The organism is Leptotrichia sp. OH3620_COT-345, from assembly GCF_003932895.1.
Lineage (GTDB): Bacteria > Fusobacteriota > Fusobacteriia > Fusobacteriales > Leptotrichiaceae > Pseudoleptotrichia.
The window spans coordinates 1-22,379 of the sequence record NZ_RQYW01000020.1 but is presented as its reverse complement, the minus strand read 5'-3'; the positions used below and the strand labels follow the sequence as shown (position 1 = coordinate 22,379).

Below are 22,379 nucleotides of genomic sequence, written 5' to 3'. Positions count from 1 at the left end.
ATAATAAAAAAATTAAGTATATTTCTTTACATTTATCCACTCCATTTTTATACTTAAAAATTGAAAAATATTAAAAACAATGAAAATTATTTCAAATAAAAGTACAGTTAAAATGGAGTAACAATTTAAAAAATAAAAATAAAACTCCGATATTCAAAATTTTCCTAAAAAATATAAATTATATTGAACGAAAAATAATTATTTCAGGATAGTCAATTTACATTTTCTAATTACAATTACTACTTTTAAAAAATAAAAACTTTTTATTTAATACTTGAAACTACAGGTAACGATAAACCTTAATATATATTTTTTACAAATTTTGAGAAAAAATATGTCCCATTTTTTCTTTTTTTGTTTTTAAATATTTTATATCAAATTCATTAGGTTGTATTTCTATTTCTTCCCGTGAAACCACATTTATTCCATATTTTTTCAATCCCTTTATTTTCAATGGATTATTTGTTTTAAGAGAAACGGATTTTATTCCGAGTTCCTTTATTATTTGTGCTGCCACCGCATAATCTCTTAAATCTCCGTTAAACCCAAGAAGATGGTTAGCTTCAACAGTATCATATCCCTCATTTTGATATTTATATGCTTTCAGCTTATTGAATATTCCTATTCCTCTTCCCTCCTGTCTTAAATAAATGAGAACTCCCTCACCTTTTAGTTCTATTTCCTTCAATGCTCTGTGTAACTGCTCCCCGCAGTCACAGTGCATAGAACCGAATACATCTCCCGTCAGACATTCTGAATGAAGTCTTACACTTATATTTTCCTTATCTTTTACACTTCCTTTAACAACAGCTATATATTCCTTATCTTCAATTATGTCACTATATCCACTGAAAGTAAATTTCCCGAATTTTGTTACAATATCCGTTTCAGCTTCTTTTTTTACAAGTCTTTCATTATTTTTCCTGAATATTATTAAATCTTCTATTGTTATTATTTTTAAACTGTGTTTCTTACAAAATCTGAATAAATCATCTCTTCTTGCCATGCTTCCGTCTTCATTCAAAATTTCCATTATAACACCTGCTTCAAAAAAACCTGCTATTCTTGAAAGATCTACAGCCGCTTCTGTATGTCCCTTTCTTTCCAGTACTCCCCTTTTTTTGGCAATAAGAGGAAATATATGTCCGGGTTTCCTGAAATCTTTCGCACTTTTAGTTAAATCTCCTATATCTTGCACTGTTTTCAGTCTGTCTAATGTTGATATTCCTGTAGTTGTCCCCTCAAAAGCATCTACTGAAACTGTAAATGCAGTTCCATGATAGTCTGTATTATTTGGTGTCATTAACTCCAATTTAAGTTCTTCCGCTCTCTTTTCGGATATAGGAACACACATTAACCCCCTTGCTTCATTTATCATAAAATTTATACCCTCGTATGTTGCTGCTTGAGCGGCTAAAAATAAATCTCCTTCGTTTTCTCTGTCTTCATTATCCACTATTACTATAGGAATCCCTTTTTTTATATCTTCCAATACTTCCTCCACTGTATTGAATTTCTTATTACTATTCATTTATATCACCTCTTTTTATTTTAAAACTGCAATTTAAAAACCGTTTTCTTTTAAAAATTCAAAAGTTATCCCTGATTTTGAAGAATTTTTTTCATTAAAATAATTGCTAAATTTCAAAATTTTTTCTACATATTTTCCGAATAAATCAGTTTCAATATTTACAAAGTCTCCTTTGCTTTTCTTTCCTAAAATAATATTTTTCAATGTATGAGGAATCAGTGATACTGAAAATTCGCTTTTTTCATCATTTACATTTATAACTGTCAGACTTGCGCCGTCGATTGCAACTCTACCTTTCTCAACAATATACTTCATATTTTTTACTCCATTGTAATTTAAACGGAATTCATATATTTTCGCTATTCCTTTAGAAACAACAGATAATATTTCGGCTTCACAATCCACATCTCCCATAACAAGATGTCCTCCCAGAAAAGTTTGAAGAGTAAGAGATTTTTCCAGATTTACTATTTCTCCTGCCTTTATTCTTTTCAGCCCTGTTCTTTGAACAGTTTCATTCATTACATTCGCCTTGAAAATATTTTTCTGAAATGAAGTAACTGTAAGACATACTCCATTTACAGCAATACTGTCTCCTACTTTTATTTTTTTAGTTATATAATTTCCTTTTACTGTTATTTCCATTCCTTGAGATTTTTCTATAACATTGACAATTTGTCCCATTTCTTCTATCAACCCTGTAAACATATTTTCTCCTAATTTATTTTTTACCGTATTTTTTCATATAAAATTCCATTCCGACATTTTCATCATAAACATTGTATTTTACATTATTTAAAATTATCGCTTCATTTATACTCTTTTTTATAAATCCTGATACAAAAGGTTTGGAAGCATTATCTCCGAATATTTTATTTCCGATAAAAATTTCTCCTCCGTCAATGATTTCTTCGGAAAAAGCCCTTGAAATAAGCTTTTCTCCTCCCTCAATCAAAATCGAACTTATACTTAATTTCCCAATTTCCTTAAGCATATCGGATATTATAAAATGTTTTCCTTCTAAAAAAATAAATTTTACTTTATTCTTTTCCTGAAGAGTTTTACATTTTTTACTATTTTTATTTAAAACTGATGTTATTATTACTGTTTTTTCATCGTCATTATTTTTTATAACATTATATCCATCAGTTACTCGTAAATCAGGATCAACTATTAACCTGAAAGGATTATTTCCGTCCTTTATTCTAGCAGTTAAATTGGGATTATCATATATGACGGTATTTATTCCTACCATAATCCCCATAAATCTGTTTCTGTAATATAGAACCTTTTCCCGTGCCTTTTCATTTGTTATCCATTTGGATATACCGTTTGATAGAGCAATTTTCCCATCCAATGTAATTGCACACTTTAAAAACAAATATGGAATTCCTGTCTTTATGTACTTGAAAAAATCTTGATTTAAACTGTCACACTCTTCTTTTAACACATTTTCTACAACTTCTATCCCATTCTTCCTAAGAATTTCTATTCCCCGCCCTGATACTTTAGGATTCGGGTCTTTTGATCCGATTACACATCTCTTTATTCCCGATTTTATAATCTTTTCAACACAAGGAGGAGTTTTTCCGTAGTGAGAACATGGTTCCAAAGTTACATAAATTATTGCATCTTCAGCATTTTTCCCGGCTTTTTCAAGAGTGTATACTTCTGCATGAGCTTTTCCGTATACTCTATGGTAGCCTTTACTGATGATTCTGTTTTCTTTTACTATTACCGCTCCGACCAGAGGGTTCGGGCTTACTTTTCCTATCCCTTTTTTGGCAAGTTCAAGAGCTATTCTCATATATTTCTCATGTTTTCCGTTCCGATTCTTTTTATCCATATTATTTTCCGATTTCCTTTATGAGATTAGCCATTTCTATAGCTGCGAATGCCGCATCCGAACCTTTATTCCCGGATTTCGTTCCCGCTCTTTCCACCGCTTCTTCTATACTGTTTGTAGTCAATACTCCAAATATAACAGGAACACCGTATTGTAGAGATAATTGGGAAATTCCTTTAGATACTTCAGCACAGACATAATCAAAATGAGGTGTAGCTCCTTGTATTACAGCTCCTAAAGTTATTATTGCATCATATTTCCTCGTTTCTATCATCTTTTTTACTCCAAGAGGGATTTCAAAAGCTCCCGGAACCCAAGCTATTTCAATATCCTTCTCATTCACATCATTTCTTATAAGGACATCTATCGCACCTCCTACCAATTTGGACGTAATAAACTCATTGAATCTTCCTGCTGTAATACCGATTTTTAAATCCTTTCCGTTAAATTTACCTTCAAATTTTTTCATTTTTCCTCCTAAAAATATAAGATTTAAAACAATTATCCTATAATAAAAAAACTGGATTAACTAAAACCCAGGGTAAGTGATATATTTACGGCAAATTATTATTTAACAAAATAAAAACAGATATAATATCAGAGTATCATACAGTTATGCCATTTAATATTTCAACTTCTTTCATCTAGACTATACTATCGGTACCGGAATTTAACCGGTTCATACTCGTTAAAGCTCGCGGACTATACCGCCGGTCGGGAATTTCACCCTGCCCTGAAGTTTAAATTGTTTTATAAAATAATTTTACTCTCTTTTCTTTCTTTTGTCAATTATATTGACATGAAAAATTTTATCCTGTATAATAACTCAAATATATAAATGAAAATAACGGAGGTTATGTATGAAATTAGCAGAAGCCTTAATTTTAAGAGCAGATTTACAAAAAAAAATTGAACAGCTACGTATTAGACTTAATAACAATGCAAAAGTTCAGGAAAACGATACTCCTACTGAAAATCCCGAAATACTAATTTCAGAACTTAATAACTGTATAGATGAGCTGACTTTACTTATAAAGAAAATCAATAAGACAAACTGTACTTCAACTTCAAACGGAACAACTTTGGCAGATTTAATTGCCGAAAGAGATACATTAACTTTAAAAGCTAATATAATGAGAAACTTTTTACAATATGCCAGTCAGAAAGTTGAACTTTATTCAAATAAAGAAATTAGAATTTTAAGTACAGTTAATGTTCCTGAATTACAAAAAGAAATAGACATTCTGTCAAAAAAAATAAGAGAAACTGATACTGAATTACAGCAGGCAAACTGGTTGACTGAATTAATTGATTAACTTAAATATTTGAATTTTTTTGTTATTATTTTAAGATATCGTTTTTAAGATTTTATAATTTGAAAAAATGATATTCAGGTGTAAATTTTATTAAAAGTGAGTACAAATTTTTCCTTTTTTGGAAGTTAGGCTGTCACCCTATTCAGTAATTCGGAGAAGTTACAATTTTTATTATTGTCATTCTCAGTAATGTCACTCGGGTACAGTTAATGAGTAATGTTACTACCACGTACTATTTTAATAATATTGAGGGCGGGTCTCGGGAAATAAAAAAATTTATCTCTGAATTTTACTTTTTTTTGAGATAAATTTTTTTATTCTATTTATTTTTATATTTCCACTTTTATTTCAGCTATTTAAATTTATAAAAGTTATTTTAAACAAGTAAAATTTCATATTTCACATCAAATAGAGAAAAATAATCTATGTTATGAAAAAAATTACTATTCATGTAAAATTATTTTCATTATTATAATATACTTTAACTCTAATTTCAAAATTTATAAATCTTTATTTTCTACCTGTTGCTATTTTTTTCATATTTTTTGTGTATCCGAAACATTTGTTATAAAGTTCTCTTCCAACATATTTTTTATAATCGGGATATCTTTTCCTATAAAATTCATTCCAGTAACTTATCATTCTATCATAACTGTATAAAAACAAATTCAAATTCAATCTACAAAACTTTTTTATCTTATCAGTATTTTCATTTTTCAATTTACTATAAATAATTTCCAGTATTTCAACTACATATTCATCAGATATTTTAAAAATATAAGGAATTACCCAATCAGGATAATCTTCATTAAAAATTGATTTTATATGTTTTTCTCTAACAAATCCATCACAACTCCTTGAAAAAATACAATGATATATCATTCTTTGCTCAAATGTCAGTGAAGGTATCCCTTTATACACATCAACATAATAAATTCTATAAGGAAAAAAAATTTCTTCTCCACTAAGCAATATATATTTACAAAAATTCTCAGATACTCCGCATTCAACATTATTATATTTTTTTTTACTTACTACATCTATAACAGTCGATACATCATCTTTCAATGTAATAGGAAAACCTCTCAGCATAATATTCTCTCTTTCTTAAAATTGGATATAATTTTTATTAAATAACAAACTGACACTATTGAATAATCTTCTCTATCCACTCAAACAGCTCATCCAAATCATAATCACCTGAATGAGAAACTCCCCAAGGAGAAGCAAAATCTACATTTTTCCCGCTGTTTTCCAGTTTTATCGCTAATATGGCAGGTATTGCAAGAGCAGTATCCTTATCAACGGCACCATGTCTTATTCTCCAATATTTCGATGTATTTACTCCCTTTTTCCCTATGTAATCCATAGGGTTCATCATTTTCACAACATTTTTATCAGCCATTTTACCGCCTACTATACTGTTTTCAAATATATATTGTGTAAAATGTTTATTGTCAGTACCCGTATCTCCGAAAAGATTATTTTCCCCTGTTTTTAAGTCAACATTGTCAAATGCTCCGGGAGTTTTAAGTCTCCCCATATATTTTACATATTCCTCAAAATTCAAATCAGTCACTTTATTGTCCTTTATTGTAAGAAACGTAAATTTCGACAAATTATTTTCCTGTTTCAATGCCTTATTTGCAGAATCAATGTAATATTTCTTTATTTTTTCCTTGAAACTTCCATTCCCGTCTTTATCCAGTGACAATATTTTCCCGTTTTTATCTTTTAATTTCAAGCTGTTTAAATATTCAGGAAACATTTTTTTAAGGACAGCCGATCTTTCTATTTCAGCTTCAGTAAGTGTTCCTGCTATTTCCTTTCTTTGAACGTTATAGTCAAGCATACTTATTTCTATTTTTTTATAATCATTCACTCCGTTAAATGTCCACTCATAGGCGGTATTGGCATTATCCAGATTTGTAATCGGGCAGTATGCCGACACTGCAAAAATATCATCCTTTGCTTCAGCTGCTCCCAATTCCTTCAGGTAAGGCTCATAGTCCTTACTGTTTCCTGTAGCTCCTAAAAGTACTGACAATGCTCCTCCTGCACTTGTTCCGTTTGAAATAATTTTATTTGCATTTCCGGGCATGACTTTGTCATTATAATGTAAATAACGGACTGCCGCTTTTAAGTCCACAATAGCTGCCGGGGCTTTTCCTGAATATTTTCCGTCACTGTCTTTCAAAGTTCTTCCTCTTGCTCCCGGTGAAGCTACTACATAACCTTTGGACAATGCTACCACCACTGCATTATCTGTCCCTTTTCTCTTATCGACTTCAGGCTTTCCCGCCGCTCCCGGCATGTATCCTCCCACAGTGTTAGGCAAAAAAATCGGAGCATTTTTCCCATTATATTTTCCGACCGTTTTCCCGTTAAAGTATTCTTCAGGTATATAAATATTTACCGTCTGATAATTTATATCCACAGGATTTTTTACATAAACTATATTTTCATAGGCTCTGTATGTTACTGTCTTTTCATTTACTACTACCATTTTTATTTCATAATTTTTAATATCGAAATTCAGGTCATATCCCTTTTCAGTTTTGTTACTTAATTTCAGTTCGGTTTTTTCAGTTTTACTCACTGTACTCTGATTTTCCCCTATTTTTTTCATATTTTTATTTTCTTTCATATTAGTCGCATTCACACTTAATGTCGATAAGAATATTCCAATTATAATCAGTATTAATTTCAGTTTTTTTCCTTTCATACTGTCCTCCTGAATTTTATTTTTTATGATTTTATTATAAATATTATACATTTTATTTACATTATATTTCTTATTTTTTTATTTCTTTTATCTTAATTTTAATATTTTTAAATATTCTATTTTTAAATACTGTATTCTTTTTTTCTATAATAATTTTTTTAAAATCAGGGTATAATTTAAATATAAAGAACAAATATTTTTGGGAGAAAATTAAATTATAAGGAGAAGAACAATGGATAAAATTAATACAAAAAAATTTACAAAAGAAGAACTCGTGAAAAAAATAAAAGAAGATTCTGAAGAATTTTTTCGTTCAGGTACATTTTTTTGTAGTGAAGCAGTTGTTACTGTTTTAAATAATTATTTGGGCCAACCTTACCCACCTGAAGTTGTCAAACTTGCAAGCGGATTTCCTATAGGAATGGGAAAAGCCGGATGTCTTTGTGGTGCAGTTTCCGGTGGACAAATGGCTTTAGGCATTGTTTATGGACGTATTCAAGGAGAAGCTATACAGGATAAAATGTTTGAAATCGCTAAAGGACTTCATGATCATATTATAAAAGAATATGGCTCATGCTGCTGTCGTGTAATGACAAGGAAATGGAAAGGCGATGATTTTAAAAGTCCTGAAAGAAAAGAACACTGTATAAAAATCACGGGAAAAGTTGCTGAATGGATAGCTGAACAGCTTATAGATGATAATAAAATTGAAACAAAAAAAGTCTAATTTTTCTATTTTTTAGCAAAATATAAGACTTCATTAAAAACAATAATTTTTAGTTTTTTAAAATATATATTATTTTCAGTCAAAAGAATGATTTTAACTCATAAAACCTATCCATACAATGTAAAAAATGTAAAAACAAAAAAATATTTTTATAGCTTCATTTACATCTTTTAAGTTTTAAAAAATAAATTATTCGGCTTGAAATAATAAAAGTAGATTTATTATTTTATAAACTTTTCAGAATCTAAAATTTCATAATTAAATCTAAAAATAACAATGAAAGAATTTTAACTGCAAAATAATTTGAGTTATTATTTTTCCGTCACAAAAGTACAGGAAAAACCAATAACTGATAATAAAAATACGAGGGCTGCAATTAAACAGCCCTCATAAATTTTATTATTTTAAATCAACATAGTAAAAATCATTCCCTGCAGCAATTTTCATAAAATTCATATTTTTTACCCTATCACTTACTAAAACATTTTTTACATTTATTGCCAACACCGCAATAGGAAATTCTTCACCTAATATTTTTTCGGCTTCCATCATTTTTCTTATTCTTATATCATTATCAGTTGTGAGTTTCGCTTCTTCCAGCAATGAATCATATTTTTTGTTAGACCAACCTGTTTGGTTATTTCCTCCATCAGTAACCCACATATCCATGTATGTCATAGGATCTAAATAATCAGGCCCCCACATTCCGATTGCCACAACGTAATTCCCCTGTTGTTCATTCTGAAAATAAACTTTAGGAGTATTAATAATTATTTCAGTTTCCAGTCCCAGAATTTTTCTCCATTTCTCCTGGACATATACTGCCAAATCTTTATTCCCATATGCTTCAAATATTTGTAAAGTTATCTTAGGTTCAGGATTTCCCAGCTCTTTCATTCCTTCATCAAACATTTTTTTAGCCTTTTCAGGATTATACTTTTCATATAAATCTCCATTTGCCTCTCTAAAATCTTTATCCCCTAATTTTCCGTAACCTTCAGGAACAAATCCTTTTGCAGGTATAAAACTTCCTACTGCCACATTTTGTCCTAATTCTTCCCTATCAATTGCAAGAGAAAGGGCTTCTCTTATTTTAGGATTTGATGTTAATTTTTCTTTTAAATTAAATTTTAAAAATCTTATAGAACCTTTTACATAAGACACTAATTCTTTGCTGCCTTGAAAGTCGGCTACTAAATTTCCTGAAATATCACTTATATCCAACTCCTTATTTTTAAAGGCATTTTTTAATGCCGCCTCATCTGAAATCATTTTTAATTCCAATTTATCCATATGAATATTGTCCTTATTCCAGTAATTTTCACTTTTCGCTAAAATCATATTTGATTCAGGTGTCCATTCTTTCAATACATAAGGTCCGTTACCCATTGATTTTTTGACAGTTGTCATATATTCCTGACCTGTTTCCTTTACAAATTTTTCATTTGCAGGATAATAAGTAGGAAATGAAAGTAACGAAGGCAAATATGGTGTCGGTTTCTTTATTTTAAATTCAAGAGTATAATCATCCAATGCTTTAATTTTAACATTTTCTTTTTTTCCTTTTTTTTCATTATATTCCTGTGCTCCCTCTATATAATACAATTCATAGGCGTATTCTGAAGCAGTTTCAGGATTTAAAGCTCTCAGCCAACCAAACACAAAATCATGTGCAGTTACAGGATCACCATTTGACCATTTTGCATTCTTTCTTAAATTAAATTTCCAAGTTAATCCATCCTCACTTATTTCCCAACTTTCAGAAGCAGCACCTGTTACTTCACCTTTCAAATCTATTCTTGTTAATCCCTCAAAAAGCAAAGTATCAACAATAATTCCCGATGCTTCTGTAGCTAATTGAGGATCAATAGTTTTAGGTTCAGAGCTGATATTGACAGCTATACTTTTTTCCCCTTTTTTCTCAGAACCTGTTTCTTTTTTATCGGTTTTTCCTTTTCCACAAGCCATAATTAATAACATTGCTGACATTGTAACAAATAATAATATTTTTTTCACAATAATACGACCTCCTTATACAATAAACATTTTCTTTAACTATATTATACCCTGATTTTCAATTTAAAAAAGACTTTTTTATAATTTTTTCTGCTTTGTTATAATTTGTTTTTAAGTCTTTCGGTTATACTTCATTTTCTACTACATTCCATATATATTTTCTTAAATTTACACAATTACTTTCATTTATATCAATTCCTTCATTTTTAAGTCGTACTTTCTGTTCTTCGCTTCCATTTTCTCCAAAATTTTTTGCAAGTTCTCCGAATCTATTTACTACTCTATGGCAAGGAACATCCCTATAAGGACAAAAACTCATTGCATATCCTACAACTCTTGATAATTTTGGATTTCCCGCTAAAACTGCAATTTGACCGTAAGTAGCTACTTTGCCATAAGGTATTTTTCTCGTAATTCCATATATTTTTTCAAACATATTATTTTTTTTATTTTTCATTTTTATTGCACTAATCCTTTCTTCTATTAATTTTATTATATTATAATAAAAATATTTTGTAAACATGAAAAACAAATTCAAAAAAATAATCTTTTTTTAATGATAAATTTTAAAATCAGGTTATAATATATTATATGATAATTTCAGAAAATATTTATTTTCATCCGTCATGGTTATTCCATAATGACAAAAAATTATTATTTTAAACTATATTACACAAGGAGGATTATATGAAAAAATCATTATTAATTTTGGCAATTTTATCAGCAAACACATTGTTCGGCGCAGGACCGAAAGTTCCTTACACTCATGAAGGATTTTATTCAACTGACAAAATCCAGAAGGCGATTCATTTTGTATCAGTAGAAGACATAAAAAAAAGCCTGGAAGGAAAAGGAACTATAAATGTAAGTTTTGATGTGGATGACACTCTTCTTCACTCCAGTGGATATTTCAGATATGGTCAGGATTATTTTCAAATTCCCGGTGATAAAAGAGGAGCGATAAGCTATCTTTATAATCAGAAATTTTGGGATTATGTTGCTGAAATGGGAGATGAGCATTCTATTCCGAAACAGTCGGCTGCCGATCTTATAAAAATGCATTTGGAAAGAGGAGACAATATTTTCTTTATTACCGGAAGAACAAAACATTCAAAAGACAAAAATTATACTTCTACTAAATTATCAAAAACACTGAAAAGATTTTTCAATTTACCTAAAGAAGTTTATGTAGAATATACGGGAGATACTCCTACTGGTGGCTATAAATACGATAAGTCATTTTATATAAAAAAACATAATGTTTCAATTCACTACGGTGATAGTGATGATGATATTTTAGCTGCAAGAGAATTGGGAATAAGAGGAATCCGTGTTCAGAGAGCTTATAACTCCACTAATCCCCAAAAACTTAATGGAGGCTATGGAGAAGAAGTTTTAATTAACTCCGCATGGTAAAAAAATTAGTGAGGGCTGTTATATGCCCTCACACTGCTAGTTCCTACTCTTTTTAATCTTTTTTGTAAAAAAGGTTGAATCGTTTTTTTCCTAAGCTTTTTTTCAAAAAAAGTGTGAAAACTGTTTTATTTATTTTCCTCTGAAAAATGTACAATGCAGAAACTGACAATAAAAGAAACTACTGTAACACTTATCCATCCCAAATCCGCATTATGTAAAGGTAGTTTTTTAGCCAATACCGTTAACAAAGGCACTGAAATACCTATTTTGTCCAAAGTACTTATTATGCTCACTGCTACTGTAGGATAAACTGCCGCTTTATATATTATTGTATTCCCTTTTATCCATTTATCAAGCAATGCTAACATTATGAGAACCAGTGATGCCGGGTATATAGCCAGTAAGACGGGAACACTGTATTCCATTATTTTATTCAATCCCATATTTGCAAGTATATAACTCCATATTACCCAAATTGTCGCCCATATTTTGTAAGGAACTTTTTTTATTAATAAATTAAAATATTGACTAAGTGATGTTGTCAGTCCTACCCCGATATTCAGACAGGCTATTGTAAATATACTCGCAAGTAATATCCCGCCAAAATCCCCATATGAATACCTTACTGTATTCGCAAGTATTTCAGCTCCATTTTTTGTATGAGGAAACATTGAAGCACTTGAGGCTCCCACATGAGCAAGCATCATATATACTATGAACAACATCATTCCCGCAAAAATCCCCGTAGTAATTACTGTTTTTGTTATTTTTCCTTCTTCAATAATATTTTTAGATTTAATTACAAATACAACTACAAGACCATAATTCAATGCTGCCAGTGCATCCAAAGTCAAATATCCATCAAGAAATCCTTGAAGTCCTAAATTTTTAGAATAAATTTCCGAAGGTTGAGCATAATTTCCCATAGGTTTTATAAATGTTCCTAAAAAAAGCATAAATATCAATATTAAAAATACAGGTGATGTTATTTTACTTATTCTGTCAAGAAGCTTATTGGGATTTAAGCTTAGCCAATAAACTACTCCGAAAAATATCGTTGTATAAATAAATAATGCCGTTTTTACCGAACTTCCTTCAGGGAGATAAGGTGCTATAGCTATTTCAAAGGGAACCGTTCCCGCTCTAGGCATAGCTAATGCAGGTCCTATAGCCAAATATGTTGCTACAGTAAAAACTATTGCAAATACAGAATCTACTCTGCCTGCCAGATTTTTTAATCCATTGGACTTTGCTACGGCTATTATTCCCAAAACAGGAAAAATGATAGCTGTCACAGCAAAAAATATCATTGTTATCGGCATATTCGTACCCGCCTCTTTTCCAATAATTGGAGGAAATATCAAATTCCCCGCTCCGAAAAATAGAGAGAATATCATTAATCCTATCATTATTAATTCTTTTTTCTTCATTTCTTTCCTAAAACTGTTTTGAATATGTTTTTACAGTTTTAATTCCTTTCTTTATTTTTATCAAAACACATAATAATTGATGTATCATAAGCATTATCAATATAATTAAAAGGGTCTATTATATTCCGATACTCTAATTTATGATAAAAATCAATTACTTTTGCATTGTTATTCTTTTTTGTACTTAACAGTATAAATCTATGAGAAATATTTTTTTCAAGTTCTTTCATAAGTCTTTTTCCATATCCCTTACCCTGATATTCAGGAGAAATCATAAGTTCATTAAGTTCAAATGTATTTTCATACCAATTTATACCTTCTTTTAAGGGAAGAAAATCTTTTATTTGTAAAGCCCACCAGTTTTCAGGTCTAAAATCAAAACCGTATACGAATCCTGTTATTTCATTTGTCTTCTCATCCCAAGAAGTAATTATTACTGTATTAAGTTTATTTTTTATACTGTTTTCAATACGTATTCCTAAATACTGAGCGGACTTTTCTTGTAAATTTAAAGCTTTCTGATATATTTCAATCAATTTATCTTTATAAACATACATTTCACTTTCATTTAAAATTTTTATCATATATCCTCACTCTTTAAAATCAACTTTAAAATAAAAACCGATATAACCCTTAAAATAAGTATATCGGTTTCTTTCATAGTTCTCAAAAATTTTTATTTAATTATACTAATTCTATTATCGCTAATTCAGCCGAATCTCCTCTTCTTACATCAGTTTTGATAATTCTTGTATAACCGCCATTTCTGTCCATGTACTTAGGTGCTATATCTTTAAAAACCTTAGCTACCGCTTCTTCATTTCTTAAAAATGAGAAAGCCTGTCTTCTCAGATGGATTGCTTTTGCTCTTTCTCCGTTATCTTCTAGATTAAGATTATTATATTTTTTCCCTAATGTTATAACTCTTTCAACAAATTTTCTTAATTCTTTTGCTCTTGTAACCGTTGTTTCGATTCTTTCAGACTTGACTAAAGAAATAGTCATATTTTTAAGCATTGCCAATCTATGATCACTTCTTCTTCCTAATTTTCTATATGATTTATTATGATTCATTTACTACTTCCCTCCTTGATCCAATTTTTTTTATTAATTCCCGGCTTCTTCACTTAAATCGTAACCAAGCTCTTTCATTTTATCAATAATTTCATTCAGAGATTTTCTCCCTAAATTCTTAATTTTTAACAGTTCAACATATGTCATTGATGTTAAGTCAGATATAGTATTCACTCCTGCTTTTTTCAGACAGTTATATGATCTCACCGTGAAATCCAACTCTTCAATTTTCATATCTTCTATATTATTTTCAGCTTCGGAATTTGATACAGAAGCTTCATCTTCATTTCCTCTGAATTTACTCATACTGTTACCGATATTTGCAAAAGGTTTTATATGTATCATCAACAATTCTACGGCATATGATAATGCATCCTGTATTTCAATACTTCCGTCAGTAGAAATTTCCAATATCAATTTGTCATAATTTGTAACTCTTCCTACCATAGTATCTTCAACAGTATAATTTACTTTCTTAATTGGTGTATATATGGCATCAACTGCCAGATATCCAATTGGCCAACCTTCCGTATCTATCTCATCGGAAACTACAAATCCTTCACCTGAATCAACTAAAAATTCCATATTAATTTCCTTATCAGTCGTTACAGTAGCAATAATTTGTTCAGGATTTATAATTTTTATTCCGGCATCGGGCTTTATATCCGCAGCAGTTATAACTTTAGGTCCTTTAACGGATAATACCATTTTTTTCTCTCCCGGCTCATCCAGTTCGACAACTATTTCCTTAACATTTAATATTATATCCGTAACAGCTTCCTTTACCCCTGATATTGTAGAAAATTCATTCAATACACCGTCTATTCTAAGACCTTTTATAGCTGATCCCGGTATTGACGATAACAATATTCTTCTCAATGCATTTCCAATAGTATTTCCGTATCCTCTGTATAAAGGCTCTAACGTATATTTAGCTGTGTATCTGCTTTCCTTTTCTTCTGTTAATTTTATATTTTTAGCTATTTTTTCAATATTTAACAAGCTAAATCAACTCCTTGGATTATTAGATTATTATTATCTTGAGTAGAACTCGATAATCATTGCTTCGTTGATTTCAAAATCAACAGCATCTCTTCCCGGATTTTCCAACACTTTAGCTGTCAATGTCGTTTCATCCAGCGATAACCATCCCGGAACACTTTTTTGTCCTACTGCTTCTTTAATTATAGCCAGTTCTCTGGAATCTTCCTTTATTGAAATTACATCTCCCTGCTTTACTCTGTATGATGCTATATTAACTCTTTTTCCGTTTATAAGTATGTGACCATGGCTGACAATCTGTCTTGCCTGTCTTCTTGTATTAGCGAAGCCCAATCTGTAAACAACGTTGTCCAATCTTCTTTCCAAGTATTGAAGTAATAATACCCCTGTTACTCCTTCTTTTCTTGTAGCTTCTTCATATAATTTATGGAACTGTTTTTCCATTACTCCATATACAAATTTTGCCTTCTGCTTTTCTCTTAATTGTATTCCGTATTCAGTTAATTTTCTATTTGCATTTGGTCTTATATTTCTGTTTGACTTTTTGTTAACTCCTAAAATGCTTGGATCTAAACCAAGATTTCTACATTTTTTTAACACCGGCTGTCTATCTCTTGCCATTTATCTAATTCCTCCTTATTTAATAAATTTACGGTCTTCTCTTTTTCGGCGGTCTCGCACCGTTATGAGGTACCGGAGTTATGTCAACTATTCTTGTTACTTCCAAGCCAGTCGCCTGTATTGATCTTATAGAAGCTTCTCTTCCTGATCCCGGCCCCTTTATTTTAATTTCTATCTGCTTCATTCCGTTTTCAATCGCAACCTGTGCTGCCTGTTCAGCTGCTATTTGTGCTGCAAACGGAGTCCCTTTTTTAGTTCCTTTGAACCCTGAAGTCCCTCCTGATTTCCAGATTACAACTTTACCTTCCGAATCTGTTATAGTTACAACAGTATTGTTAAAAGTAGAATGTATATATGCTATTCCGTTAGGAATATTTTTTAATTTTTTCTTTTTTGAAACTGCTGGTTTTTTAGCCACTTATGGTTTCCTCCTTAACTTAATATTCTCTTATTTTTTCTTAGCTATTGCCATTTTTACTGGACCTTTTCTTGTTCTTGCGTTTGTTTTTGTCTTTTGTCCTCTTACAGGCAACCCGTTTCTATGTCTTAATCCTCTGTAACTTTTAATATCAAGTAATCTTTTGATATTAAGTCTGATTTCTTTTCTAAGTTCTCCTTCAATTTTGTATTCTTCAACTATTGTTCTGATTTTCCCTACTTGCTCTTCAGTCAAATCTTTTACTTTGATGTCTCTGTCAACACCCGCTTTTTCTAAAATCTCGTTTGAAGTACTTCTTCCAATTCCAAAAATATAAGTCAATGAAATTTCCACTCTTTTATTTCTTGGAATATCAACTCCCGCTATTCTAGCCAAATTTTTTCCTCCTTAATTTTGATATTTTTAAATCTTCTTCAATATGCCCTCACATACACAACACAAGGAATAAGCCCTACAGCTAAACATATCTTTACAATTTTTATCACTTATATCTATATATAATTAAATAAAAATTTTTTCAAGATTGCTTAATTTGTATTACTTATCCCTGTATTTGTTTGTGTTTAGGGTTTTCGCATATTATTCTTACTTTCCCGTGACGCTTGATTATTTTACATTTGTCACATATCGGTTTTATTGAAGCTTTCACTTTCATTAAAAACCCTCCTTCCAAATAAAAATATTATTTTTTCCTATACACTATTCTACCTCTTGACAAGTCATACGGTGACACTTCAACCGTTACTTTGTCTCCCGGTAAAATTTTAATATAGTTCATTCTCATTTTACCTGAGATATGTCCTAAAACTTCGTGTCCATTTTCAAGTCTTACTTGAAACATAGCATTTGGTAAGGCTTCTAAAATTTCACCTTCCAATTCCAGAACATCCTGTTTTGCCATAAAAATCACCTCGGATCCTTTCTATTTTATCAAAAAACAAAAAAAATGTCCAGTATTTTTGAACTTTTTATTTTATGATTTTTACGGTTAATTACAACCTTAACTATTGTACGATATTTTTCCTTTTTTGTCTATAATATTTCTTCTTTTATTTTCCTGATTTTTTATTTTATTATTTAGTTTAATTTTAAAATCTTTTCACGACAGGTATTTCAAACGACAATACCGTAATTAAAATTAAATAAATATAGACCGAATTTCAAAGATTTATATAAAATATCATTTTTAACTGTCATTTCTAAAAAAACGAATTGAAAATATAAAAATCTGAAAATACTTCAAAATCATAGAAGAAAATATAATGCAATATAAATTCAAACTTAAGATGATAGATATACCAGTAAAAAAAATTTGAATTTCGCAACACAAAGGAGTTGTTTCAATAATAACTGGAGGAAGTGAATAATTTAAATAATAAACATACCGAATTGCTACATTCAGGTAAAAAAGGAAAAGAAGCAAACGAATTATTATTCCCTGTAGCAAGTTTAAAAAAAATCCTAAAATAATCCCAATGTGAACAGCCGCAAAAAAGTTTCTTTTGGAAACAAAGAAATTATGAGAAATAATAATTATCAGGGAATAAACTTTACCAAATTAAAAAGAACATAAAAATTTCTGACTTTAGGAAAAAGCTTTGATTTTGTAATAGAGAAAATTTTTATTTTTGACAAGAATATTTAAAATAAAGGCAACTTCAACAAAACGACTTTTATAAAATCAATAAACATAAAAAATCCCGTCAGCTTTTCATATAGCCGTCGAGATTTTTATTTTATATATTAATATCAGTTATATTTTAATTCTTGGAAATTTTAAATTTTACAAAATTCAGTTTTTTTCTTACCTTTTTTAAGGTAAATATTAATTATATGACAAATCATGTTAAGATTAAACTGTAATATAACATGACAGTAACTAAATCCATTTATATCAGTCGATAAATCAGTTTAAATTTAAAAAACAACAGAAATTAATCTTTAACACTTAATATTAAAGGCTTTCCATCAACAATCGCCACACTATGCTCAAAATGTGCCGAACGTGAACCGTCTTTCGTAACTACCGTCCACATATCTTTTAATATTTTCACAGGATACTTTCCTACATTTACCATGGGTTCTATCGCAATCACCATTCCGTTTTCTATTTTTGCACCTGTTCCTGCTTTCCCGTAATTAGGTACCATAGGATCTTCATGCATTTTCTTTCCCACTCCATGCCCTGCAAAGTCCCTTACAAGTGAAAACCCGAAACTTTCCACATATTCCTGAATAGCATGACTTATGTCTCCTATTCTGTTACCTTCCACCGCATAAGTTATTCCGATATTTCTTGCTTTTTCAGTAACCTCAAGGAGTTTTATCGATTCTTCGTCTATTTCTCCCACAGGATAAGTTACTGCCGCATCTCCGAAATATCCGTCCAATACTGTAACAGTATCTACACTCACGATATCTCCGTTTTTCAGTATTCTTTTTTTATCGGGTATCCCATGTACCACAGTTTCATTTACTGAAATACATGTAGAAGCTGGATACGGCGGATAAGGTCGCCCTATATCATATCCTTTCGTTCCCGGCACAGCACCTTGAGTTCTTATGTAGTCTTCGGATATAAGATCCAATTCATGAGTACTTATTCCCGCCTTTATATATTTAGGAAGTACATCTTCAAAAAGTCTTGCTATTATTTCATTTGCCTTTTTTATTTTTTTTATTTCATCCAACGTTTTATAAATTATCATTTTACTGCTTCTTTCTATATTAAATTGTCTTTTTACTTTTCAAGTATTTCAATTATATTCTTTGTAATTTCCTCAAGACTTTTCCCTCCATCCACATTAAACACTTTACCTTGCTTTTTATAATAGTCAAGTACAGGGGCAGTCTGTTTATTATACACTTCAAGCCTTTTCATAACAGTTTCCCTATTATCATCTGCTCTCTGTTCCAAGTCTTCTTCTTTTTCATCAATAGGAGGATTATATTTTATATGATAAATCTTCCCTGTTTTTTTAGAAACTCTTCTTCCCGTAATTCTTTCTATGATTTCATCATCACTAACATCAAGAGCGATTACTTTTTCTATTTTTTTATTAAGATTTTCAAGTATTTTATCCAGACTTTCAGACTGAGCTACTGTTCTCGGAAATCCGTCAAGGATAAATCCTTTTTCACAATCAGCCTTTTTTAACCTTGTCCCCACAAGACCGTTTACTATATCATCAGATACCAAATTTCCTCCGTCCATGAGTTTTTTTGCTTCCAAGCCTAACGGTGTCTGATTCGCTATTGCTTCCCTTAAAATATCTCCTGTGGAAATTTGAGGTATCCCGTATTTTTTAGTTAGTTCCTTTGCCTGAGTTCCTTTACCTGCTCCAGGAGCTCCAAATAATATTATATTCATTTCTTTATTTATATAACATTTACATAAATGTCATATACTCCTTTCTTCATATTTTCTTTATTAGATATATATTTTATCATACTTTTTAAAAATTTTGAATATACACATTTTTACAGAACATATATTTTTTCTATATACAATATCTTTTCTATTTTAATTTTTATATTGTCTTTTCCTTATGAAAATGTTATTATTTCTCTATAAATTATACTTTTACAAGGAGAAATTTTATGTTATATCCGTTAAAATTTAAAAAAGTTTTTATAGAAAAAGTGTGGGGAGGACGCGAATTTGAAGAAAAACTGAACATGACACTCCCTGAAAACAAAAAAATAGGAGAGTCATGGGAAATTTCAGCTCATCCGAACGGAATGAGCATCGTTGAAAACGGATTTCTTGCCGGAAAAACTTTACAGGAAGTATATGACAAATACAAGGAAAAACTCGTAGGCGAAAAAGTATATAATGAATATGGAAATACATTTCCCCTACTCATCAAATATCTTGACGTAAATGACAGACTTTCTATTCAAGTGCATCCTGATGACGAAACTGCAATGAAAAACCATAACGAGCTCGGTAAAAGTGAATCATGGTATATTATGGAGGCCAGTAACGATGCAACTCTTATAATGGGCATGAAATCAGGTATTACAAAAGAAGAATTTTTAAAAAAAGCTGAAAATAATGATTTTGAAGGAATATTTGAAGAAAAAACAGTAAAAAAAGGGGATTTCATAGATATTATACCGGGAACGGTACATGCTTCACTGAAAGGAAGTGTCCTTTTCGCAGAAATACAGGAAAATTCAGATGTTACTTACAGAATTTATGACTTTGACAGAATTGACAGTAAAGGTGTAAAAAGAGAGCTGCACATACAACAATCGGCAGAAGTAATAGATTTTAATAAAAAAGTGGAAATTGTAAATACTGATTTTCAAAAAGGGGAAACAAGAAAAAATCTCATAAGAAAAAAATATTATTCCATTGATAAAATAAAAATTAATGATGAATTTGAAGATATAAGTAATGAAAGTATGATAATCTATTCTATATTGGACGGAACAGGAACAGTTTATGCCAAAAATTTTTCAATGGAAGTAAAAAAAGGGGAATCTTTACTGGTACCTCCTCATATAAATGTAGTGTTAAAAGGAACTCTTGAAATATTGAGAACCGTTATTGAATAAAATCTAAAAATATCTGAAAATTTTGGAGGTAAATATATTGAAATATAATTTCGATGAAATAATCGACAGAAAAAGCAACCATTCTACAAAATATAACGAACTTGTTAAAAAATTCGGAACAGATGATATTATACCTCTCTGGATTGCAGACATGGATTTTAAAACAGCTGATCCCATCATAAAAGCCCTTGAAGAAAAAGCAAAACACGGTATTTTCGGTTATGTTTACAGACCCGAAGAATATTTTGGTTCCTTTATAGACTGGCAGAAAAAACAATACAACTGGAAAGTGAAGGAAGAATTATTGAGTTTCAGTATAGGAGTTGTTCCGGCTCTTGCCACATTAGTCAGACAGTTTTCAGAAAAAGGAGATAAAATATTGATTCAGACCCCTGTTTATTCAGAATTTTATGACATTAATCATGATAATGAGAGATTTGTTATCGAAAATAAATTTATTGAAAAAAACGGTAAATATTATTTCGATTTGGAAGATTTTGAAAACAAACTGAAAGAACAGCCTAAACTTTTTATTTTATGTAATCCTCAAAATCCTATCGGACATGTATGGAATTACAATGAACTTAAATCTATGGGTGATTTATGTATCAAATACAATGTTCCTGTTATTTCAGATGAAATTCATGCCGATCTTACTTTGTGGAATAATAAGCATATTCCTATGGCAAGTGTTTCGGAAGAAATTTCTAAAAACACAATTACATGCACATCGATAGGAAAAGCTTTTAATGTTGCCGGTCTTCAATGTGCAACTGTTGTATTTAACAATACACAGGAAAAAAATAAATTTGATAAATTTTGGAAAAATCTCGAAGTTCATAGAAATAATCCTTTTAATTTAGTTGCAACCATAGCTGCCTATACTGAAGGAGAGGAGTATCTTTCTCAGCTAAAACAGTATCTTGAAGATAATATTATGTTCGTTTATAATTATTTTAAGGAAAATATACCCCTTATAAAGCCCAATATTCCTCAAGCGACTTATTTAATATGGCTTGATTGTAGAAATCTGAACTTGAATCAGGAAGAGCTTGAAAAATTTATGCTGAAAAAAGCAAAGCTGGGACTAAATTCCGGAAGAGCTTTCCAAAAAGATTTACAGGGATTTATGAGACTTAATGCCGCTTGTCCGAGAGGAGTTCTCGAAAAAGCTTTAAATCAATTAAAAGATGCTGTAAATACGCTTATATCTCCGTGAGGGCTCATTGCCGCCCTCACTCTCCTGCTATCGACTACAAATTTTTTTATCCTTCATAAATATTCATTATGCTTGGAAAACAGCAAACTCTCTTCGCTCAGACAGCTGTTTTCCTTTTCAGCATAATTTCATATTTATTCGGAAAATTTTGAATGCCGAATATTTACTTTAGTATTCAATCTTTGTTTTTATAATAAATAAATTTCTTAAAATGATAACTATGCTATTATTCAATTAATTTATTGACATCTATCAATCTTATATAAAGAATTTTGTCATTAAAATAAGGCTTTATTTTTCTTCTTAATTCTTTTAATTCCTCTTTACTTATCCCCTCTATTTCAAAACTCAGAAACGGATATATTTCATTAAATTTCATATATTCTTCCCAATCTATTGTCTCAAGTTCTCTTTCAACACTGAAATACTCTTTGAATTTTTCCATATATTTCTT

The 22,379-nt window shown here is 30.2% G+C and carries 24 protein-coding genes, 1 pseudogene and 1 riboswitch; of the genes and pseudogenes, 5 read left to right on the top strand and 20 right to left on the bottom strand.

All coding sequences use genetic code 11. The features are described from left to right. Positions 1 to 313: 313 nt before the first annotated feature. From ribA to ribE, 4 genes are read right to left on the bottom strand one after another with little or no spacing between them, the layout of a single operon-like run. The gene (gene ribA, locus EII29_RS10030; protein ID WP_125237397.1) at positions 314 to 1,531 is read right to left on the bottom strand and encodes a GTP cyclohydrolase II; all 1,218 of its coding nucleotides are present in this window, start codon (positions 1,529 to 1,531) and stop codon (positions 314 to 316) included. A 33-nt stretch (positions 1,532 to 1,564) separates the two neighbouring features. Beyond that, a complete protein-coding gene (locus tag EII29_RS10025; RefSeq protein ID WP_125237396.1) occupies positions 1,565 to 2,239 on the bottom strand; it encodes a riboflavin synthase in 675 nt (224 codons plus the stop codon). 13 nt (positions 2,240 to 2,252) lie between these two features. Further along, complete coding sequence (gene ribD, locus EII29_RS10020) at positions 2,253 to 3,377, bottom strand: bifunctional diaminohydroxyphosphoribosylaminopyrimidine deaminase/5-amino-6-(5-phosphoribosylamino)uracil reductase RibD (RefSeq protein WP_233573311.1); 1,125 nt, start codon at positions 3,375 to 3,377, stop codon at positions 2,253 to 2,255. A 1-nt stretch (position 3,378) separates the two neighbouring features. Then, positions 3,379 to 3,846, bottom strand: coding sequence for a 6,7-dimethyl-8-ribityllumazine synthase (gene ribE, locus EII29_RS10015; protein ID WP_125237395.1), 468 nt, complete (start codon positions 3,844 to 3,846; stop codon positions 3,379 to 3,381). 159 nt (positions 3,847 to 4,005) lie between these two features. Further along, a riboswitch (FMN riboswitch) is annotated at positions 4,006 to 4,122 on the bottom strand. Positions 4,123 to 4,237: 115 nt separating this feature from the next. Here ribE and EII29_RS10010 point away from each other — a divergent pair. Further along, positions 4,238 to 4,693 carry a DIP1984 family protein gene (locus tag EII29_RS10010; protein WP_125237394.1) on the top strand — a complete coding sequence of 152 codons (456 nt, stop codon included), beginning with the start codon at positions 4,238 to 4,240 and terminating at the stop codon, positions 4,691 to 4,693. A 510-nt stretch (positions 4,694 to 5,203) separates the two neighbouring features. Here EII29_RS10010 and EII29_RS10005 read toward each other — a convergent pair. Next, positions 5,204 to 5,785: a hypothetical protein gene (locus tag EII29_RS10005; RefSeq protein WP_199726072.1), complete on the bottom strand. Its 582-nt coding sequence runs from the start codon at positions 5,783 to 5,785 to the stop codon at positions 5,204 to 5,206. Positions 5,786 to 5,840: 55 nt separating this feature from the next. After that, entirely contained in the window at positions 5,841 to 7,418 is a 1,578-nt protein-coding gene (locus tag EII29_RS10000; protein WP_125237392.1) for a subtype B tannase, read from the bottom strand. Between the two features lie 232 nt (positions 7,419 to 7,650). Here EII29_RS10000 and EII29_RS09995 point away from each other — a divergent pair, with 232 nt between their 5' ends. After that, a complete protein-coding gene (locus EII29_RS09995; RefSeq protein ID WP_125237391.1) occupies positions 7,651 to 8,145 on the top strand; it encodes a C-GCAxxG-C-C family protein in 495 nt (164 codons plus the stop codon). Between the two features lie 399 nt (positions 8,146 to 8,544). On the opposite strand, the gene EII29_RS09990 is transcribed toward EII29_RS09995, so the two are convergent. Both EII29_RS09990 and EII29_RS09985 read right to left on the bottom strand, forming a co-directional pair. Continuing rightward, positions 8,545 to 10,161, bottom strand: a complete 1,617-nt coding sequence (locus tag EII29_RS09990; protein WP_125237390.1) for a peptide ABC transporter substrate-binding protein — start codon at positions 10,159 to 10,161, stop codon at positions 8,545 to 8,547. 124 nt (positions 10,162 to 10,285) lie between these two features. Then, on the bottom strand, positions 10,286 to 10,618 hold the full coding sequence (locus EII29_RS09985; protein ID WP_125237389.1) for an MGMT family protein: 333 nt from the start codon (positions 10,616 to 10,618) through the stop codon (positions 10,286 to 10,288). A 230-nt stretch (positions 10,619 to 10,848) separates the two neighbouring features. Here EII29_RS09985 and aphA point away from each other — a divergent pair, with 230 nt between their 5' ends. Beyond that, a complete protein-coding gene (gene aphA, locus EII29_RS09980; protein WP_125237388.1) occupies positions 10,849 to 11,577 on the top strand; it encodes an acid phosphatase AphA in 729 nt (242 codons plus the stop codon). 125 nt (positions 11,578 to 11,702) lie between these two features. On the opposite strand, the gene brnQ is transcribed toward aphA, so the two are convergent. The 11 genes from brnQ to EII29_RS09925 form a co-directional block, all read right to left on the bottom strand. Then, positions 11,703 to 13,007, bottom strand: coding sequence for a branched-chain amino acid transport system II carrier protein (gene brnQ, locus EII29_RS09975; RefSeq protein WP_125237387.1), 1,305 nt, complete (start codon positions 13,005 to 13,007; stop codon positions 11,703 to 11,705). Positions 13,008 to 13,045: 38 nt separating this feature from the next. Further along, entirely contained in the window at positions 13,046 to 13,591 is a 546-nt protein-coding gene (locus EII29_RS09970; RefSeq protein ID WP_125237386.1) for an N-acetyltransferase, read from the bottom strand. Positions 13,592 to 13,691: 100 nt separating this feature from the next. Next, entirely contained in the window at positions 13,692 to 14,081 is a 390-nt protein-coding gene (rplQ, locus tag EII29_RS09965) for a 50S ribosomal protein L17 (RefSeq protein WP_125237385.1), read from the bottom strand. A 33-nt stretch (positions 14,082 to 14,114) separates the two neighbouring features. Then, positions 14,115 to 15,083 carry a DNA-directed RNA polymerase subunit alpha gene (locus EII29_RS09960; protein WP_125237384.1) on the bottom strand — a complete coding sequence of 323 codons (969 nt, stop codon included), beginning with the start codon at positions 15,081 to 15,083 and terminating at the stop codon, positions 14,115 to 14,117. Between the two features lie 33 nt (positions 15,084 to 15,116). Further along, on the bottom strand, positions 15,117 to 15,704 hold the full coding sequence (gene rpsD / locus EII29_RS09955; protein WP_125237383.1) for a 30S ribosomal protein S4: 588 nt from the start codon (positions 15,702 to 15,704) through the stop codon (positions 15,117 to 15,119). Between the two features lie 28 nt (positions 15,705 to 15,732). Further along, complete coding sequence (gene rpsK, locus EII29_RS09950; protein ID WP_006807672.1) at positions 15,733 to 16,122, bottom strand: 30S ribosomal protein S11; 390 nt, start codon at positions 16,120 to 16,122, stop codon at positions 15,733 to 15,735. A gap of 30 nt (positions 16,123 to 16,152) precedes the next feature. After that, positions 16,153 to 16,518 (bottom strand): 30S ribosomal protein S13, encoded by a 366-nt coding sequence (gene rpsM, locus EII29_RS09945; RefSeq protein WP_125237382.1) that lies wholly within the window; start codon positions 16,516 to 16,518, stop codon positions 16,153 to 16,155. A 166-nt stretch (positions 16,519 to 16,684) separates the two neighbouring features. Next, on the bottom strand, positions 16,685 to 16,798 hold the full coding sequence (gene rpmJ, locus EII29_RS09940; protein ID WP_125237381.1) for a 50S ribosomal protein L36: 114 nt from the start codon (positions 16,796 to 16,798) through the stop codon (positions 16,685 to 16,687). 27 nt (positions 16,799 to 16,825) lie between these two features. Then, entirely contained in the window at positions 16,826 to 17,044 is a 219-nt protein-coding gene (gene infA, locus EII29_RS09935) for a translation initiation factor IF-1 (protein ID WP_006807623.1), read from the bottom strand. 1,033 nt (positions 17,045 to 18,077) lie between these two features. After that, complete coding sequence (gene map / locus EII29_RS09930) at positions 18,078 to 18,851, bottom strand: type I methionyl aminopeptidase (protein ID WP_125237380.1); 774 nt, start codon at positions 18,849 to 18,851, stop codon at positions 18,078 to 18,080. A 32-nt stretch (positions 18,852 to 18,883) separates the two neighbouring features. Continuing rightward, positions 18,884 to 19,513, bottom strand: coding sequence for an adenylate kinase (locus tag EII29_RS09925; RefSeq protein ID WP_125237379.1), 630 nt, complete (start codon positions 19,511 to 19,513; stop codon positions 18,884 to 18,886). 230 nt (positions 19,514 to 19,743) lie between these two features. Here EII29_RS09925 and EII29_RS09920 point away from each other — a divergent pair, with 230 nt between their 5' ends. Both EII29_RS09920 and EII29_RS09915 read left to right on the top strand, forming a co-directional pair. Beyond that, on the top strand, positions 19,744 to 20,706 hold the full coding sequence (locus tag EII29_RS09920; RefSeq protein WP_125237378.1) for a type I phosphomannose isomerase catalytic subunit: 963 nt from the start codon (positions 19,744 to 19,746) through the stop codon (positions 20,704 to 20,706). Positions 20,707 to 20,743: 37 nt separating this feature from the next. Then, on the top strand, positions 20,744 to 21,925 hold the full coding sequence (locus tag EII29_RS09915) for a MalY/PatB family protein (protein WP_125237377.1): 1,182 nt from the start codon (positions 20,744 to 20,746) through the stop codon (positions 21,923 to 21,925). Positions 21,926 to 22,151: 226 nt separating this feature from the next. On the opposite strand, the pseudogene EII29_RS09910 reads toward EII29_RS09915, so the two are convergent. Beyond that, a pseudogene (locus EII29_RS09910) lies at positions 22,152 to 22,379 on the bottom strand (hypothetical protein); the annotation flags it as partial.

Bases quoted from the DNA above. Each gene is read 5' to 3' on its own strand.
- map (WP_125237380.1), bottom strand. From the start codon at position 18,851: ATGATAATTTATAAAACGTTGGATGAAATAAAAAAAATAAAAAAGGCA.
- rplQ (WP_125237385.1), bottom strand. From the start codon at position 14,081: ATGAATCATAATAAATCATATAGAAAATTAGGAAGAAGAAGTGATCAT.
- ribA (WP_125237397.1), bottom strand. From the start codon at position 1,531: ATGAATAGTAATAAGAAATTCAATACAGTGGAGGAAGTATTGGAAGAT.
- aphA (WP_125237388.1), top strand. From the start codon at position 10,849: ATGAAAAAATCATTATTAATTTTGGCAATTTTATCAGCAAACACATTG.
- EII29_RS09995 (WP_125237391.1), top strand. From the start codon at position 7,651: ATGGATAAAATTAATACAAAAAAATTTACAAAAGAAGAACTCGTGAAA.
- EII29_RS09920 (WP_125237378.1), top strand. From the start codon at position 19,744: ATGTTATATCCGTTAAAATTTAAAAAAGTTTTTATAGAAAAAGTGTGG.
- EII29_RS10000 (WP_125237392.1), bottom strand. From the start codon at position 7,418: ATGAAAGGAAAAAAACTGAAATTAATACTGATTATAATTGGAATATTC.
- rpsD (WP_125237383.1), bottom strand. From the start codon at position 15,704: ATGGCAAGAGATAGACAGCCGGTGTTAAAAAAATGTAGAAATCTTGGT.
- infA (WP_006807623.1), bottom strand. From the start codon at position 17,044: ATGGCAAAACAGGATGTTCTGGAATTGGAAGGTGAAATTTTAGAAGCC.
- EII29_RS09970 (WP_125237386.1), bottom strand. From the start codon at position 13,591: ATGATAAAAATTTTAAATGAAAGTGAAATGTATGTTTATAAAGATAAA.
- EII29_RS09925 (WP_125237379.1), bottom strand. From the start codon at position 19,513: ATGAATATAATATTATTTGGAGCTCCTGGAGCAGGTAAAGGAACTCAG.
- ribE (WP_125237395.1), bottom strand. From the start codon at position 3,846: ATGAAAAAATTTGAAGGTAAATTTAACGGAAAGGATTTAAAAATCGGT.
- EII29_RS09985 (WP_125237389.1), bottom strand. From the start codon at position 10,618: ATGAAAAATAAAAAAAATAATATGTTTGAAAAAATATATGGAATTACG.
- brnQ (WP_125237387.1), bottom strand. From the start codon at position 13,007: ATGAAGAAAAAAGAATTAATAATGATAGGATTAATGATATTCTCTCTA.
- EII29_RS10010 (WP_125237394.1), top strand. From the start codon at position 4,238: ATGAAATTAGCAGAAGCCTTAATTTTAAGAGCAGATTTACAAAAAAAA.
- ribD (WP_233573311.1), bottom strand. From the start codon at position 3,377: ATGGATAAAAAGAATCGGAACGGAAAACATGAGAAATATATGAGAATA.
- EII29_RS10025 (WP_125237396.1), bottom strand. From the start codon at position 2,239: ATGTTTACAGGGTTGATAGAAGAAATGGGACAAATTGTCAATGTTATA.
- rpmJ (WP_125237381.1), bottom strand. From the start codon at position 16,798: ATGAAAGTGAAAGCTTCAATAAAACCGATATGTGACAAATGTAAAATA.
- EII29_RS10005 (WP_199726072.1), bottom strand. From the start codon at position 5,785: ATGCTGAGAGGTTTTCCTATTACATTGAAAGATGATGTATCGACTGTT.